General features: G+C 64.4%; 18 protein-coding genes and 1 tRNA gene. 8 read left to right on the top strand and 11 right to left on the bottom strand.

Annotation, left to right across the window (positions count from 1 at the left end):
- The first annotated feature begins 7 nt into the window (after nt 1-7).
- A complete protein-coding gene (locus ACHWRX_RS13880) occupies nt 8-952 on the top strand; it encodes a complex I NDUFA9 subunit family protein (RefSeq protein WP_394659626.1) in 945 nt (314 codons plus the stop codon).
- A 78-nt stretch (nt 953-1,030) separates the two neighbouring features.
- Here the strand turns inward: ACHWRX_RS13880 and ACHWRX_RS13875 are convergent, their stop codons facing one another.
- The gene (locus ACHWRX_RS13875) at nt 1,031-1,702 is read right to left on the bottom strand and encodes a glutathione S-transferase family protein (RefSeq protein ID WP_058735781.1); all 672 of its coding nucleotides are present in this window, start codon (nt 1,700-1,702) and stop codon (nt 1,031-1,033) included.
- 196 nt (nt 1,703-1,898) lie between these two features.
- Between ACHWRX_RS13875 and ACHWRX_RS13870 the strand changes: the two genes are divergently transcribed.
- Nucleotides 1,899-2,276: a VOC family protein gene (locus tag ACHWRX_RS13870; RefSeq protein WP_058735764.1), complete on the top strand. Its 378-nt coding sequence runs from the start codon at nt 1,899-1,901 to the stop codon at nt 2,274-2,276.
- 15 nt (nt 2,277-2,291) lie between these two features.
- A complete protein-coding gene (gene fdhD / locus ACHWRX_RS13865; RefSeq protein WP_394659624.1) occupies nt 2,292-3,053 on the top strand; it encodes a formate dehydrogenase accessory sulfurtransferase FdhD in 762 nt (253 codons plus the stop codon).
- Nucleotides 3,054-3,122: 69 nt separating this feature from the next.
- Here fdhD and metW read toward each other — a convergent pair whose 3' ends face one another.
- Genes metW through ACHWRX_RS13850 form a run of 3 tightly spaced genes read right to left on the bottom strand, consistent with a single transcriptional unit; the run spans nt 3,123 to nt 5,277 of the window.
- Complete coding sequence (gene metW, locus ACHWRX_RS13860; protein ID WP_058735782.1) at nt 3,123-3,710, bottom strand: methionine biosynthesis protein MetW; 588 nt, start codon at nt 3,708-3,710, stop codon at nt 3,123-3,125.
- Nucleotides 3,710-4,165 carry a GNAT family N-acetyltransferase gene (locus ACHWRX_RS13855; protein ID WP_242867040.1) on the bottom strand — a complete coding sequence of 152 codons (456 nt, stop codon included), beginning with the start codon at nt 4,163-4,165 and terminating at the stop codon, nt 3,710-3,712. Before ACHWRX_RS13855 ends, metW begins: the two co-directional genes overlap by 1 nt.
- The gene (locus tag ACHWRX_RS13850) at nt 4,162-5,277 is read right to left on the bottom strand and encodes a homoserine O-acetyltransferase (RefSeq protein ID WP_058735766.1); all 1,116 of its coding nucleotides are present in this window, start codon (nt 5,275-5,277) and stop codon (nt 4,162-4,164) included. The genes ACHWRX_RS13855 and ACHWRX_RS13850 overlap by 4 nt, the downstream gene beginning before the upstream one ends.
- A gap of 177 nt (nt 5,278-5,454) precedes the next feature.
- Between ACHWRX_RS13850 and hisC the strand changes: the two genes are divergently transcribed.
- The 3 genes from hisC to ACHWRX_RS13835 all read left to right on the top strand — a co-directional run bounded on the left by hisC (nt 5,455) and on the right by ACHWRX_RS13835 (nt 8,379).
- Complete coding sequence (gene hisC, locus ACHWRX_RS13845; protein ID WP_394659623.1) at nt 5,455-6,567, top strand: histidinol-phosphate transaminase; 1,113 nt, start codon at nt 5,455-5,457, stop codon at nt 6,565-6,567.
- A gap of 31 nt (nt 6,568-6,598) precedes the next feature.
- Nucleotides 6,599-7,519 (top strand): prephenate/arogenate dehydrogenase family protein, encoded by a 921-nt coding sequence (locus ACHWRX_RS13840; RefSeq protein WP_183618272.1) that lies wholly within the window; start codon nt 6,599-6,601, stop codon nt 7,517-7,519.
- An 83-nt stretch (nt 7,520-7,602) separates the two neighbouring features.
- Complete coding sequence (locus ACHWRX_RS13835) at nt 7,603-8,379, top strand: transglutaminase family protein (RefSeq protein WP_394659622.1); 777 nt, start codon at nt 7,603-7,605, stop codon at nt 8,377-8,379.
- Here the strand turns inward: ACHWRX_RS13835 and ACHWRX_RS13830 are convergent.
- Genes ACHWRX_RS13830 through ftsE form a run of 4 tightly spaced genes read right to left on the bottom strand, consistent with a single transcriptional unit; the run spans nt 8,360 to nt 11,283 of the window.
- Complete coding sequence (locus ACHWRX_RS13830; RefSeq protein WP_394659621.1) at nt 8,360-9,079, bottom strand: lysophospholipid acyltransferase family protein; 720 nt, start codon at nt 9,077-9,079, stop codon at nt 8,360-8,362. The two genes, ACHWRX_RS13835 and ACHWRX_RS13830, sit on opposite strands and share 20 nt — an antisense overlap.
- The gene (locus tag ACHWRX_RS13825) at nt 9,076-9,618 is read right to left on the bottom strand and encodes a YdcF family protein (RefSeq protein ID WP_394659620.1); all 543 of its coding nucleotides are present in this window, start codon (nt 9,616-9,618) and stop codon (nt 9,076-9,078) included. The genes ACHWRX_RS13830 and ACHWRX_RS13825 overlap by 4 nt, the downstream gene beginning before the upstream one ends.
- Nucleotides 9,619-9,628: 10 nt before the next feature.
- The gene (locus ACHWRX_RS13820; protein ID WP_394659619.1) at nt 9,629-10,567 is read right to left on the bottom strand and encodes a cell division protein FtsX; all 939 of its coding nucleotides are present in this window, start codon (nt 10,565-10,567) and stop codon (nt 9,629-9,631) included.
- Nucleotides 10,564-11,283, bottom strand: a complete 720-nt coding sequence (gene ftsE / locus ACHWRX_RS13815) for a cell division ATP-binding protein FtsE (RefSeq protein WP_058735773.1) — start codon at nt 11,281-11,283, stop codon at nt 10,564-10,566. Before ftsE ends, ACHWRX_RS13820 begins: the two co-directional genes overlap by 4 nt.
- A gap of 213 nt (nt 11,284-11,496) precedes the next feature.
- Here ftsE and ACHWRX_RS13810 point away from each other — a divergent pair, with 213 nt between their 5' ends.
- A complete protein-coding gene (locus ACHWRX_RS13810; protein ID WP_394659625.1) occupies nt 11,497-12,261 on the top strand; it encodes an MJ0042-type zinc finger domain-containing protein in 765 nt (254 codons plus the stop codon).
- Between the two features lie 106 nt (nt 12,262-12,367).
- A tRNA-Leu gene (locus ACHWRX_RS13805) sits at nt 12,368-12,454 on the top strand.
- A 107-nt stretch (nt 12,455-12,561) separates the two neighbouring features.
- Here ACHWRX_RS13805 and ACHWRX_RS13800 read toward each other — a convergent pair.
- Genes ACHWRX_RS13800 through ACHWRX_RS13790 form a run of 3 tightly spaced genes read right to left on the bottom strand, consistent with a single transcriptional unit; the run spans nt 12,562 to nt 15,529 of the window.
- Nucleotides 12,562-13,602, bottom strand: a complete 1,041-nt coding sequence (locus tag ACHWRX_RS13800; protein ID WP_394659618.1) for a sensor histidine kinase — start codon at nt 13,600-13,602, stop codon at nt 12,562-12,564.
- The gene (locus tag ACHWRX_RS13795; protein WP_058735775.1) at nt 13,599-14,045 is read right to left on the bottom strand and encodes a response regulator; all 447 of its coding nucleotides are present in this window, start codon (nt 14,043-14,045) and stop codon (nt 13,599-13,601) included. Before ACHWRX_RS13795 ends, ACHWRX_RS13800 begins: the two co-directional genes overlap by 4 nt.
- Nucleotides 14,042-15,529: an ATP-binding protein gene (locus tag ACHWRX_RS13790; protein ID WP_288486046.1), complete on the bottom strand. Its 1,488-nt coding sequence runs from the start codon at nt 15,527-15,529 to the stop codon at nt 14,042-14,044. Before ACHWRX_RS13790 ends, ACHWRX_RS13795 begins: the two co-directional genes overlap by 4 nt.
- Between the last annotated feature and the right edge of the window lie 92 nt (nt 15,530-15,621).

Below are 15,621 nucleotides of genomic sequence, written 5' to 3'. Positions count from 1 at the left end.
CGGTTCTTTGAGCGGCAAGGTAGTGACAGTGCTGGGCGGCACCGGCTTTGTCGGCTGTCATCTGGCGCAGGAGCTTCTGTCACGCGGGGCGCGGCTGCGGTTGGTCAGCCGTAATCCGAACAAGGCTTGGCGCATCCGCCCCCTGGGCAACCTGGGGCAGATGCAGTCGATCGCGCTAGACATCACCCGCTCGCACGACCTGGCCCGCCTGTTCGCCGACTCTGATGCCGTGGTGAATCTGATGGGCGCTTTTTCGGGCAACCTAGATGCTTTGCAGGGACGTGGGTTGGCGCGGATCGCAACCGCCGCGCGCGAAGCGGGCGTGCATAGCTTCGTCCATATCTCGGCGATTGGAGCGGATGCAGAGGCCGACGTGGCCTATGCCCGCACCAAGGGCGAGGGCGAGGCGGCCGTGCTATCCGCTTTTCCAGACGCCACGATCCTGCGCCCCTCGATCCTGTTCGGTGATGACGACAATTTCGTGATGATGTTTGGCCGCCTGATAGCGATGGCGCCTGCCCTCCCCGTGTTCGGGCCGACTGCGCGTATCCAGCCGCTGTTCGTGGACGATGCCGCCGAGGCGATCGCCAATGCCATCGACAACGATGCGGCACGCGGCAAAACCTACGAAATCGCCGGGCCCGAAGTGCTCACAATGCTGGAACTTAACGAGCGGATCGCGGCGGCGCAATGTCGCAAACGCGCCTTTATCGAGCTTCCCGATGCCGTTTCCGGAGCGATCGCGTCCGTGCCATTTTCGCCAATCTCCCGGGATCAGTGGGCCTTGCTGAAGGCGGGCAACGTGGCGAATGCGAGCAAGCCGGGCATTGCCGAACTGGGCGTGGAGCCGCGGCCATTGTCGCTGTTCCTGGATCGCTGGATGGTGCGGTTCCGCAAGGCCGGACGCTTTAACGAGTCGAACACAATGCCCGCTCCCGGGCCCAAGTTCTGACGATCGCCTATGGGTGAGAATGTCCGTTCGTGTCTGGATTTTGCTCGACACGAACGGCTGGGTTTCGCCTCTTCCTAGCTAAGCGTCGACTTCGGCGTAGTGGGTCGGCGGCTGGATCACTTCCATTCGCTCTGACAGCAAAGGGCGAAAGCTGGGCCGGCTCTTGATCACAAGGTACCAGCCGCGCGCCGGCTCATGCGTGGACCAGTCGATCCCGCCCAGGTAATCGGCGACGGAAATCTGCGCCGCCGCGGCAAGGTCTGCCAAGGTCATCGTCGCACCTGCCAGCCAGGGGCGATGATCGATCAGGTAATCGATATAATCGAGCCAGTCGTGCGCCAGCTTCATCGCTTCGCGCAGCATCCGCGCATCGGGTGCTTGACGGAGCACCAGGCGCTTTTTCATGCGCTCGTGAAGCAGCGGGCCGGAAACATCGTTGAAGAAATTTTCGTCGAACATCGCCACCAGTCGCCGCACTTCGGCGCGTTGCTGCGCGGTGCCGCTGATCAGCTGATTGTTCTCCACCGTCTCTTCGAAATATTCGCAGATCGCGCGGCTGTCGGACAAGGTTATGCCGCGCTCTTCATCCTGCAGGACCGGCACGCGCCCCGCCGGGTTCATCGCGAAGAAGCCGTCGCGATTCTCCCATGGCTTTTCGGTCTGGAGTTCGTAGGCGATGCCCTTTTCGCTCATCAGCAGGCGAACCTTGCGGCTGAACGGGCAAAGCGGGAATTGATAGAGGTGCCACATCCTTTCCGGATGCCAAAGTGGCGAGAAGGCGTCCAGCGTTGTGCCAGCGCCGGGCGGGGCGTTTGGTGGATAAGTCGGCAGGTGGGCGCGCGTTACGTCTGGCGTGTTGGTACGGCCAAAGCAGGGGCAATTGACCTCACCGGTCCGAACCGACATGACGACCCCCGCGAAACCAACGTCAAAGAGGGAAAGTGCGATGCTGAAGGGCATGCGAGTGGGATCGAACGATCTGGACCGATCGCGCCGTTTCTACGACGCTACGTTTGAAGCGCTGGGCGTGAGTGCCGGAGTTCAGCCCGAGGGCGCCTCGATCGTGATGTACGCGCTGCCCGGCGGGCAGAACTTCCTTTTTGGTACGCCACGTGATCAGGCGGCCGCCGTCCCCGCCAATGGAGCCACGATCGTTTTCGCCGCGCCGAGTGCCGAAGCGGTCTCCGCCTGGCACGCGGCTGGGATGGCGCAAGGCGGCCAGGATGAGGGGCAGCCCGAGGCAAAGCCCCAGGCAGGCGGCGCGTTCGGCGCCTATATGCGTGATCCGGATGGCAACAAGCTTTGCGTCTACCACGGCATCTGATGCTAACCTGAGGCGATGCCGATCCTGGAACATGCGGCGGACGGAAGTGTCCGCCCGATCGCGCGGACCTGGGTGCCCGAAGTCCCCGTGGCGCTGGAGTTTAACGGCCTGGCCTATGCCGTGATGATGGCGACACCGCGAGATCTGGAGGATTTCGCCACCGGCTTTGCCATCTGCGAAGGCCTGGTCTCCGATCCCCATCAGATCGCCGACCTTGCGATTGCCGAGGTCGAGAACGGCTGGGTGGTGCGCACCATGATAGAGGGGCTTGGCGCGGACAAGCTAAGTGAGCGAGTGCGGGCGCGGGTGGCGGAATCGAGCTGTGGCTTGTGCGGGATCGACAATCTGGAGGTTGTGGCCCGCCCCCTGCCCGCTGTCGCCCCGCACGAGCCATTGTCCGGCGCTGTGATTTTCCGTGCTCTTGCTGCTCTGCGTGACCATCAACCGCTTGGCCGCGAGACGAACGCCGCCCATGCCGCCGCCTATGCCGAAGCCGACGGCCGGATCGCCTGTGTGCGGGAGGATGTCGGGCGGCATAATGCGCTGGATAAGCTGATCGGCGCGCGGGCACGGGCCGGCCTGGCGCTGTCCCCCGGCTTCATCCTATCCACCGCGCGCTGCAGCTACGAGATCGTCGAAAAGGCGGTGAAGGCGGGCGCGACCACCCTTGTCACGGTATCGCTGCCGACCAGCATGGCGGTCTCCCGCGCGGCGGCTGCGGGGCTGAGCTTATGGGTGCTTGCCCGCGATGACAGTGTGCTGGCGGTGACGGCTTAGGCGAACTCGAAATCGAGTGGTGGCCGGCCTTCGCGATCCACTCCGTTCGTGGGGCAGCTTGCGCGTCCCTTAGCGGGAGAGGAGGAACACCGCGTGTTCGGCGCGGAAGCTGGCGGCGGCGGCGCTGCATTGGCGGTCGCCGCGCAGGAACCAGGCTTGCTCCACCTTGATGCCGCGCGCTTTCACCATGTCCCGAAAATCGTTTACGGTCGCGTGGTGAATATTGGGCGTTTCGTACCACGCGACGGGTAGCAACCGCGTCACCGGCATGCGGCCGGTCCACAACAGGGACGTGCGCACCTTCCAATGCGCGAAGTTGGGAAAGCTTACGAAGGCACGGCGGCCGATCCTGAGCAGCTGTTCCAGCACCTGATCGGGCCTCATGGTTGTCTGCAACGTCTGACTGAGAATGGCGTAATCGACGGAAGCCTCGGGAAAGAACGCCAAGTCCTTGTCCGCATCGCCCTGGATCACCGACAGCCCCCGCGCGACGCATTCGGCGACGTTTGCCGCGTCAATCTCCATCCCGCGTGCATCGCAGCCCTTCTGGTCACGCAGCGCGGCGAGCAGCGCGCCATCGCCGCAGCCGACATCGAGGATACGCGCGCCCGACGCGACATTGTCGGCGATCACCGCCAGATCTGGACGTAGCGTCATCATGCCGGTTCCACCCGGGCCCCCAAGAGATCGGCGAACTCTGCAGACAGCCGCTCCATGTAACGTTCCGGCTTTAGCGGCGCGTGAAATCCCAACCCGGCATAGACGCCATGCGCGTCAGCGGTGACGAGGGCGAAGCGCCGCACGGTGGCATAGTCCGGATGGTCTAGGAACCAGCGCACCAGCCGGCGACCGATACCCTGCCCACGCACCGCTTCGTCCACCCAGACGTCAGCAATCCAGGCGAAGCTCGCCCGGTCGGAGATGACGCGGGCAAAGCCGACCTGCCCGTGTTGGGGATGATAGGCCCCCAGACAATGCGAACCGGCGATCTGCTTCGCCACCCGGTCGCGCGCGATGCCGGGCGTCCAGTAGCTGGTGGTCAACCAGCCATGCACGCGATCGCCATCGATGCGCGAGGGATCGTCCGACAAGTCGATCATCGCGTCGATCATCGCGCTTCACCCAGAAAGCCTGCGACTACCCGGTCAAGTGCTGGCACATCGAGCAGAAACGAGTCGTGCCCGAATGGCGCGGAAAGCTCCACGAAGCTAACCGGCAAGCCCGCAGCCGTCAGCGCATGGGCGACATTGCGCGATTCCGCGGTGGGGTAGAGCCAGTCGGTATCGAAGCTGACCAGGCAAAAGCGCGCCCTGCTACCCGCGAAGGCATTGGCCAGCATCCCGCCATGCTCCTCGGCGAGATCAAAATAGTCCATCGCGCGCGTGATGTAGAGATAGGCGTTGGCATCAAACCGGTCGGTGAAGGACAGGCCCTGATAGCGCAAATAGCTCTCGACTTGGAAATCGGCGTCGAAGCCGAAGGTTTTCTCCGCGCGATCCTGCAAACGACGGCCGAACTTCTCGGTCAATCCGGCTTCGGACAAATAGGTGATGTGCGCGGCCATACGCGCCACGGACAGGCCCTTCTCCGGACCTTTTCCGTAGGAATAATAGTCCCCCTCGCGCCAGGCGGGATCGGCCATGATCGCTTGGCGACCTACTTCGTGGAAGGCGATATTCTGCGCCGAATGCCGCGCGGTGGAGGCGATCACGAGAAAGGCCTTCGCGCGATCCTTGAAGTTCGCCGCCAGACTGAGCGCCTGCATTCCGCCCATCGATCCGCCGACAACGGCGTGCAGCGTCTGGATGCCCAGCGAGTCCAGCAAAGTCACATGCCCGCGCACCATGTCGCGGATGGTGATCACGGGAAAGCGCATGCCCCACGGCTTGCCATCGGGCGCGATCGAGGCGGGGCCGGTGGTGCCCATGCAGCTTCCCAGCACATTGGCGCAAACGACGAAGAAGCGGTTCGTATCGATCGGCTTGCCGGGGCCGACCATGCGCACCCACCAGCCTGGCTTGCCGGTCTTGGGATGCGGGCTGGCGAGGTGATGGTCCCCGGTCAGCGCATGGGTGACCAGGATCGCATTGTCCCGCGCGGCATTGAGCGTGCCGTAGCTTTCATAGGCGATGCGCACCCCGTCCAGGCTACGCCCGCTATCCAGCGGCAGCGGCTCGGGCAAGGTCAGCGCCTTGCTGGCATCGATGATCGGGGCGGTAGCCATGGTGACCGGGTGAAGTGGGGGAGCAGGCTGCCTGTGTCAATGTGGAGCGTGAGCAGGGAAGAGACATGCGCCTTTACCCGCCTGCGACGAACGAATGATGCACCACCACGCGCGGATGATTTTCGATCAGATCGCGGGGGTGCCAATCGCGCACATACGCGCTAAAGGCCGCCGGTCATGACCGATACACCCAATCGCCGCCGCACTCCGGAACCCAAGTCCTGGATCGAGGCTATCCATGCCTATGTCCCGGGCAAATCGACCGGCGCGGACGGACGGCCCCTGATCAAGCTTTCCGCCAACGAGAACCCGCTGGGCACCAGCCCGCAGGCGATCGCAGCCAAGGCGCAGGCACCCTCGCTTTATCCGGACCCCGACAGCAAGGCCTTGCGGGCCAAGCTGGGCGAGATGCACGGGATCGATCCCGCCCGGATCGTGATGGGCACCGGTTCGGACGAACTGCTGAACCTCGCCGCGCAGGGCTATGCCGGACCGGGCGACGAAGTGATCTATGTCCGCTATGGCTTCTCGGTCTATGACATCGCCGCCCGCCGCTGCGGCGCGACGCCGATCGTCGCGCCCGACAAGGACTATGGCACCGATGTCGACGCGCTGCTGGCGCTGGTGACGGAGCGGACGCGGGTCGTGTTCATCGCCAACCCCAACAACCCGACCGGCTCCTACCTGCCCAAGGGCGAGATCGCGCGGCTGCATGCCGCCCTGCCCGCCGACGTGGTACTGGTGATCGACCAGGCCTATGGCGAATACGTGGCGCCCGCCGACGAGGATGGCGCGCTGGCGCTGGCGCTGGCGCATGAGAACGTGCTGGTCACCCGCACCTTTTCGAAAGCCTATGGCCTTGCAGGCGAGCGGATAGGCTGGGCCACCGGCGCGCCGGGCCTGGTCGCCACGCTGAACCGTATTCGCGGCCCGTTCAACGTCTCGGGCACCGGTCAGGCGATGGCGGTCGCCGCGCTGGAAGACACCGCCTTCATCCAGCGCAGCCATGATCACAACCTGGCGGAGCGCGGGCGATTTGTTGCAGCCATCGAATCTATGGGCAACCACGGGCTGCGTGCCCTGCCAAGCGAGGCGAACTTCGTCCTAGTCCTGTTCGACGGCACGCTTACCGCCGAAGCGGCCTTCAACGGCCTGGCAGAGCGCGGCTACATCGTGCGCTGGCTACCGGGACAGGGTCTGCCGCAGGCCTTGCGCTTCACCATCGGCAAGAGCGAGGACATGGATGCGATCCTGAACGGCCTGCGCGAAATGGCCGAGGCCGCGAAGTGAAGCGGCCGGGCGCGAGAGGGGCTCACGGGGCATGAGCTTCCAACACGTCGCCATTATCGGCCTGGGCCTGCAAGGCGGCTCGATCGGCCTGGCGGTCCAAGCTTGCCTGCCCGGCGTGATCACCACCGGATATGACCGCGATCCCGCCACCCGCGCCCGCGCGGCCGAACGGCGGCTGGTGCAGACGGTTTGCGAAACCGCCTCGGAGGCGGTGGCGGGCTGCGATCTGGTCATCTTCTGCGTGCCCCTGGGCGCGATGGGCATGGCGGCGGAAAAGGTGCGCGAAGCCCTGCCCGCTCACGCACTGGTCAGCGACGTCGGTTCCAGCAAGCAGGTGGTGGCCAAGGCGCTGGCAGAGGCGTTGCCCGGCCACACCGTCATCCCCGCGCACCCCGTGGCCGGCACCGAGAACTCCGGCGCGGATGCCGGGTTTGCCGAACTGTTCCGCAACCGCTGGTGCATCGTCACACCCCCGCCCCAGACCAACTTGGTCAAGCTTTCAGAACTGGTGGCGTTCTGGGAAGCGCTGGGCGCGAACGTGGAAATTATGGATCCGGAGCACCACGATCTTGTGCTGGCCGTGACCAGCCACTTGCCGCACTTGATCGCCTATACCATCGTCGGCACCGCATCCGACCTGGAGGAAGTGACCCAGTCCGAGGTCATCAAGTATTCCGCCGGTGGTTTCCGGGATTTCACCCGCATCGCCGCCTCCGACCCTACGATGTGGCGCGACGTATTTCTGTCCAACAAGGATGCTGTGCTGACGATGCTGCAGCGATTCACCGAGGACCTGACGGCGCTGCAGCGGGCGATCCGCATCGGCGATGGCGAGACGCTGTTCAATCACTTCGCCCGCACCCGCGCGACGCGCCGCTCCATCATCGAGGAAGGGCAGGACGATGCCCGGCCTGATTTCGGACGGGCGGACCACAGTTCGGCCGCAGACTGAAATCACCTTCGGGCAACCGGATCCATTCTTCCTTTTCAAAGGTTTGAGGCAGGCCAGCCTCACGCCCAAGGTGCCTCCTTCCCATGAAACTCGCGATCTCGACCGAACTAGATTATGACGTTCCGGAAGATGCCGACCTCCTGCTGCAGCTGGAAGCCGCCATCATCCCGGAGCAGCGCGTGATCAGCGCCCATATCGACCTGCCACCGGTCCAGCACTTCGCCCGCATCCCGGGTCATGACACCATCGGCGATCGCATATGGGTGCGCATGCAGGGCCATCTGAGGGTCCGCTACAACGCCGTAGTCGAGATCAACCGGCTCACCGCCGACATCGCGAGCCTGCGGGCGGTTCCGCCGCATCGTCTGCCAGGTGAGACGATCGAGTACATACTCCCCTCACGTTACTGCGATTCCGATGAATTCCAGCCGATCGTCGCCGAACTGTTCGGCCATCTGGACGGTGGGGCGCGGATCGCCGCGATGCAGGACTGGATCTATCGCCACATCACGTACGAGGCGGGCAGCTCCACCTCATCCACGGAGGCGATGGACACCTATAACGGTCGCCGGGGAGTCTGCCGCGATTTTGCGCACCTGATTATCACAATGGCCCGCGCCAGTGCGATTCCGGCGCGGTTCTGCAGCGTCTATGGCCTGGGCGTGGAACCACAAGACTTCCATGCGGTGGCCGAGGTGTTCCTGGACAACACCTGGTACATGGTCGACGCCACCGGCATGTCGAGCCCTGATATGATGGCCAAGATCGGCGTCGGGCGCGATGCCGCCGACGTGTCGTTCCTCACCAGCTTCGGCGACGTCCAATACCGCAACCAGTCGGTCAAGGTGTTCCCGGCCTGATTGCCGTCTGGGGGTTCAATGCGTTGATCGCCGCGGTCACCCGCTGCTCGATTTCGTCGCGCTTAAGGCCGGTCGGGATGGTCTCGCCCACGCGAACGGTGATGGTGCCGGGCCTTTTCCACCAGCGGTGATAGAGCGGACCGCTGTCCACCGCGATCGGCACCACGGGCAATCCCAGCAGCTTGTAGAGCCCGGCAAAGCCCGCGCCGAGCGGCGGTGCGGTGTCGTGCGGAACCCGCGTGCCTTCCGGGAAAATCGCCAGCACCCGCCCCTCGGCCACCAGCTTGCGCGCTTCAACCAGCATCGCACGCAGGGCCTTTGCGCCGTTGTCACGTTCCACGCCGATCAGGCCATAAGCGCTGGCCGCCTGGCCCCACAGCGGGATGCGCAAAAGTTCGGCCTTGGCGATGACGGCGGGCAGCGGTAACAGATTGGGCAGGTCGATCGCTTCGAAGAAGCTCTCATGCTTAATAGCCACCAGGAAATGAGACTGGGGGAGATCGCCTTCGATCACGACGCGAATCCCCAGTAACCAGCGCGTGCAGAGCCGGTGATAGCGAGACCAGCCACGCACCGCCGTCTGGAACCCGCTCCGACTAAAAGGCAGCGCCGTCAGCGAGGCCAGCACATAACCCAGCGTCCCGATGTAGAAGATCAGGTAGAACACCAGGCTGCGCAGCACGTGGACAACCGGAATCATGCCCCCCGCCACTTCTGCCAGGTATCGATCACGTAGCGCGCCAGCAGCTTGTGATATTCCAGGAACAAGACCTCCAGCGAGGGGTGGCTGCGAACCGCATCGCGCAGCATCACTGTGCCGGACGGCAGTTCGCGACCCAGTTCATAGGCGGCGCGGCGCATATGCCAGTCCGTAGTGACGAGGCGTACGGTGCGCGCCTTGCGGGCCCTGAGCCAGTTTGCCGCCTCCACCGCGTTGGAGCGTGTGTCGAACGCACGGTAGCCCAGCGTGACGCAGCAACGCATCATTGGCGCGGGCACCTCGTATTCGCGCATGAATTCGCGCGGCAGAACTTCGGGATCGACGCCGGACACCAGCAGGCGCGGGGCCAGCCCACGGCGGACCACGTTCAGCGCATGGGGGATGCGCCCGGGCCCACCGGTGAGTACGATCACAGCGTCAGTCCGCTCCATCCCGGCGGGACGCGGCAGGGACACGGCAAACCATAGGAAGCCGAAAAGCCAGATCAGGAGCAGGAAGGCGGCGATGCGGCGAAACATGGAATGCTACTTATAGCATCTTGCGCAAGGCATGCATCACCGTCAGTCGGGCAGTGATCATCGCCAGCGCGGTCGCCAGCAGCGGCACGAGCACCAGCAGCAGCCAATCGCTCCACACCAGCGCCCCGCTGCTGACCAGTCCGGCGCTCAGCCCAGCGAACCGGCGGCCCAGGACCACGATCACAATCCCCGCCAGCAGCAGCCCGACCAGCCCACCGCCCGCCGCGTCCACACCCAGCGAGCGCTGGAACACCCGGGCGATCTGCGCGTCCGTACCTCCCAGCAAGTGGACGATCTCGATTGTATCGCGGTTGGCCCCCAGCGCCGAACGGGCCGCGAGCAGCACGGCAGCCGAAAGCGCCATGGCCAGCAATGCCACCAGCACCAGCGCCAACCATTGCAACGAGACGATCGCATCGAACACCGGCTTCAGCCACTCCGCTTGCGCGTCCACCCGCGCGGACGGGGCTGCGGGCGCCAGCGCACGGCGAATCGCGGCGATGCGCTCGGGTGTCGCCGCCTGCTTCAGGCGCACGTCGATCAGCGCGGGCACGGGCACGCCGATGCCGACCGTCACATCCACGCCGCCGCCCAGCCAAGGCGATACCAGCGCGTCCAGTTCTTCCTGCGGTACCAGGCGCATGCTGGCGATCGCCGATTCGCCCTTCAGCGCGTCCAGCGCACGAGCCGCTTCCTGCTGACGCACGTCTTCGCGCGGCTCCACCACTTGCACCGTCACGCCGCCGGAAATTTCCGCAGTCGCGCTTGTCACCGTGTTGCCAAGGGCGAGCCCTGCGGCCAGCGCGATCGCCGTCATCGCCACCATGATCGCGATTACCCACGGCATCGGTCCGGACAAGCGCGCTTGCGGCACGAACTTCGCCTCGGCCCCGGCGAACAATCGCCGCCCCCGGGCGATCCCGGCATTCTTGCGAGCGCGCGCCTTCATGCGGGCGTCCTGGGGGGATAGCGCAGGGCCCCGGTCGGGTCCGATAATCGACCCTTGTCCAGCCGCATGATCAGGGCGCTGGGCACCTTACGCAGCAGCTGCATGTCGTGCGTCGCGACCACGATGGTCGTGCCCTGGCGGTTCAACAATTCGAACAATCGGATCAGCTTCAGGCCCATGTCGGGGTCGACGTTGCCCGTCGGCTCGTCCGCCACCAGCATGTCGGGCCGTGCGATCACGGCGCGCGCGATGGCGATGCGCTGCTGCTCTCCGCCCGAGAGCGCGGCGGGAAACGCCGTCTTGCGATCGGCCAGCCCCACCCACTCCAGGATATCGCCCACCGGCCCGGCGATATCACGCTCGCTGAAGCCCGCCACCCGCAGCGGCAGGGCCACGTTGTCGAACGCGGACAAATGCGGCACCAGCCGGAAATCCTGGAACACCACGCCGATCCGGCGGCGCAAGGCGGGCAGACCGCTGCGCGGCATCGTGATCGCGTCCTTGCCGAACATGCGCACCACCCCGCGTGAAGGGCGCTGGGCAAGGTACAGCAGGCGCAGCAGCGAGGTCTTCCCCGCTCCGCTCGCCCCGGTCAGAAAATAAAAAGTGCCACCAAACAGCGTGAACGACAGATCGCTCAACACCTCGCGATCATGGTCGTAGCGTAGGCCGACGTTGTCGAAATGAACGATTTCGCTCTCAGCCTTGCCCGTCATCGCTTCGTCTTACGCTCCATCGCGGCGACTGCGGTAGGCGCTAAACCGGGGCGCAGGCAAGACGAACGACGCATCCGGTAGCAATCGGTTACGCATCTCTCCCGATCAACATGGGTGCAACAAGCGATGAATGTGGAAAAAATCGCTTCCGAGCGTGATCAAGACGGTCACCGGCTTGTCGCAAACGCAAGTCCCGTGTCTAGTCGCCTGACCATGATCATCGCCTGCCCTGCCTGCGCCACGCGCTATGCGGTCCCGGACAGCGCAATCGGCGTCGAAGGGCGCACGGTCCGTTGCGCCAAATGCCGCCACAGCTGGTTCCAGGACGGACCGGCATTGGAAGGCGCGCCTGCGGGCGTTGCCGCAGCATCGGCGCCGGAAAGCCCGTTGCCAGAGCCTGCAGCCACCGTGGCTGACGCGCCTGGAGACGTTGCGCCCTCGGCCGAAGCGGCAGCTTCGCCGCGGCCCAGCCGGTACGACGATACGAGTATTAGCCAGTTTTCAGACGAAGGCCCGTCCCGCTTCGATTTTGCGCCACCGTTCCGCCCCCGGCGCAACTGGGCAAAGATCGGCATGGCCGCCGCCATCGTCTTTGCCGTGGTGACGCTTGGTCTGGCAGGCGTAGTCGCCTGGGCTGGCCTGCCCGATTGGGTGCCGGTCGCCCGTCCCACGTTCGCCCAGGCGCAGCAGGACCTGACGCTGGATTTCCCGCCCAAGCGACAGGATCGACGCACCCTGCCAAACGGCACGGAGTATTTCGGAGCCAGCGGCACTGTCAGCAACATCGGACGGGAAACGCGTTACGTCCCCACGATCCTGATCGTGCTGCGCGATGCGCGCGATCGGATCGTCTACAGCTGGGAAGTCGTCCCGCCCAAGCGCCAGCTGGCCCCTGGGGAGACGATCACCATCAACGAGGCGGTGACGGATGTGCCCAAGTCCGCAAAATCGGCTGAGATCGGCTGGAAGCCTTCCTGATTTCTCCTTGGCGATAAAACAATCGCCATCGCACTTGCCGGGGACGGATCGCTTTGCTAATGGCGCGCTCCTGCCCCGGAACGGCTTCGGCCAACTCGGTGATTTAGCGGTCATGGCGGAATTGGTAGACGCGCAACGTTGAGGTCGTTGTGGGCGAAAGCCCGTGGAAGTTCGAGTCTTCTTGACCGCACCAGCAGTTTCACGAAACAGTATAGAACCTTGCCTTCGGGCACCCGTGATGATCGTTGGGATACGCTGGTTCTGCGTGTTCCGCTAAGCCACCCGCTACGAAGCGCCCGTTTAGTGCAATGGCGCGCGCAGCGTGGCGCGCAGGCCCGGATTGGCGCCCTGATAGCTGACTTCCGCCCGAAGCGTCGAAGCCATTGCGCCCACGATCTTGGAACCCAGCCCGGTGCCTTTCACCAGCCCCGATTGTGGCGGACCACAGCCGTCATCCTCCACCACCAGGCAATAGCTTTCCGGTGTATCCGCATGGAGCCGCACCCGCACCGCACCGCCGACTTCGGGCTGGTAAGCGTATTTGCAGGCGTTGGTGACCAATTCGTTCACCACTACCCCCAGCGCCACCGCGCGGTCGGTAGCGAGCTGCAAGGGCTCTGCAACCAGCGTGATATTGCGCGGTGCGGTAGGTGTGGACCAGGTTTCGCCCAGTTCCGCCACCAGCGAACCCAGATAATCCGCCATGTCGACCGTCTCCACGCTATCCGACGTGTAGAGGCGGCGGTGGACTTGCGCGATCGCGGCCACGCGGCGCTCGGTGTCGGCCAAGGCGGCGAAGGCAGCCTTGTCCGTCACCAGCCGCGCCTGCATGCCGACAAGCGCGGAAACCAACTGCAGACTGTTCGCGACGCGGTGATTCACTTCCTTCAGCAGGGATTGCAAACGGTCATTCGCCGCCCGCAACTGCTGTTCGCTGGAAGCATGCTCGCGCCGCAGCCGAACATTCGCCAAGGCTTGATCCACCGCTTCCACCAGAAGGTCGAAATAGTCGGCATCTGCGGTCTTCACCACATAGTCCATCGCGCCCGCCTTCAGCGCGGCGACGGCCAGCCGGCTTTCATCCGAACCGGTCACATAGATGACCGGCGGCGCCGGATCGAGCGCCTGCAAGTCCCGCAGCGTCTCCAGCCCGTCTTTGCCGGGCATGTAGTGATCCACAGCCACCAGATCGAACGCCCGGTCGCACGCCGCCGCGATGCCCTCATCGCCACTGGCCGCCGTGGTGACCATATAGCCGCGCCGCTCCAGCGCCCGCTGCGTCAACCGTCGCAGGCCTTCGTCATCGTCGATGTAGAGTATCGCGGCCCGGTTGTCGATCATGAAGCTTCCGGATCGGGGACCTGAATGACGGACAGGAACAATCCTAATTGCTTGATAGCGTCCGCGAAGCTTTCATAATTCACAGGCTTGGTGATGTAGACGTTGCAGCCCAGATCGTAGCAGCGCTGGATTTCCACCTTGTCGTCGGTGGTGGTCAGCACCACGACGGGCGCGCGCTTGAGCGGACTGTTCTCGGCCTTGATGCGCGCCAGGATGTCGGTGCCGCTCATGTCCGGCAAGTTAAGGTCCAGCAGGATCAGCGACGGTCCATTGTGCACCGGTCCATTGGGGTCCTCGTACAGAAAGTGCAGCGCCGACGTGCCGTCGAGGAAATGGTGCACCGTGTTGCTGATCCCGGCGCGGCGGATATTCTTCTCGATCAGACGGGCGTGGCCTTCGTCATCCTCGATCATCACGATGTTGACCGCGCGTTCCGTCGTCATGCTAACCGTTCCTTGTCACCCTCGTACCGGGCCGGCAAATCTATGGTGAACGTCGCCCCCTCGCCCAGTTGCGAAGTGACGCCGATCGTTCCGCCCAGCCGATAAGCCAATGTCCGCACATGCGCCAGCCCGATCCCTTCACCCTGCTGGTCCTGCACGCCAGAGCGCCGGAACAGATCGAAGATCCGTTCATGATCGCGCGGGTCGATACCGCGGCCATTGTCCTGGATCCGAATGCGGATGCGGCCAGCGGCTTCCTCCGCCAAGATTGCGATCTGGCCGGGACGAGAGGGCTGCAGATATTTCAGCGCATTTTCCACCAGGTTCGAAACCACTTGCTCCAATGCCAGCCGATCGGTGAAGATCGTGGGCATGTCCGGCTGGACGGTGATCTGCGCCCCGCGCTCATCCACCAGATGGCGGATACCGTCGACGATGCCTTCGGCCAGCGGCGTCAACGGCACATCATCGGGGGCGATGTTGCGCCGCCCTTCGCGCGATAAGCGCAGGATGGCGTTGATCAGCCGGTCCATCTTCTGCGTCGAGGCACGAATGAAGCCGAGTGCTTCGGGCAAGTCTTCCTTCACCGCCAGCCGGGCATCGGCGGACACGAGCGCGGGGTTGGTGGCCTCCACCTGCTCCAGCAACTGCGAGAGCGGGCGCAAAGCCGCCTCCAGCTCGGACGTGAAGCCCATCACGTTAACCAAGGGGGCACGCAAATCGTGGCTGACGATGTAGGCGAAGCGCTGAATCTCGTCGTTGGCGCGCTGCAAGTCCTCTGTTCGAACGCGCACCGCACCTTCCAGATTGGTGTTGAGCGCGCGCAATTCGTCACGGGTGTGGGAAAGATCGCGCGTGTAGCGAACGATGATCAGGATCGATGCTCCGCCAACGAACAACAGCAGCACGCCCGCGACACCCAGAATCGCATAGAACATGCGCAGCGTAGCCTGCTGAGCCTCCGCCCGATCCTTCATCAAACCACGCTCTTCCGCGAGCATGCGGTTGGCCAAGGCGATCAGCCGGATCGCGGTCTGTTGCCGGGCCAATTCGTCCAGATGCGCCGTCTCGTCACCGCGCAACGCCTCGCGGTATTGCGTATCCAGCACGTTCGCTTCGCCGCGCAGTTCGCGCACATTGGCCTGTTGCACGATGTTGTCTTGGGTCAGGCGTTCCGCACTGGCGATCTCCGCGTCGAGATGCCGCCGCGCCGCGTCATAGGCCGCCGCGCCGCCCGCGCGGCCCAGCAACATGCCGCGCCTGGCGCTGCGCATCTCTTCCAGTGACAGGCGGATGCCGCTGACGTGCCGCTCCACCATGTAGGTGTGATTGACCCAGCGAGTGTGCTCCTCGCTGCGCAGCATCACCAGCAGCGCACCGATCCCGGCGACCAGGACCGCTAGAAATCCAAGGCCCACCAACGTCACGACGATGCGTGCGAAGGAGCGCTCGGCCACGAGGCCCCATTGGCGAATACTGTTCACGCTGCCCGCCCTAGCACCGTCACATCAAAGGTAAAATGCCCGGTGTTGAGGAATGGCGTCAGCCTAAGGAAGAAAGATCAATCAAGTTCGCG

Source organism: uncultured Novosphingobium sp. (assembly GCF_964277725.1).
Taxonomy (GTDB): Bacteria; Pseudomonadota; Alphaproteobacteria; order Sphingomonadales; family Sphingomonadaceae; genus Novosphingobium; species Novosphingobium fluoreni.
This window is presented reverse-complemented; position numbering and strand designations above follow the sequence as displayed.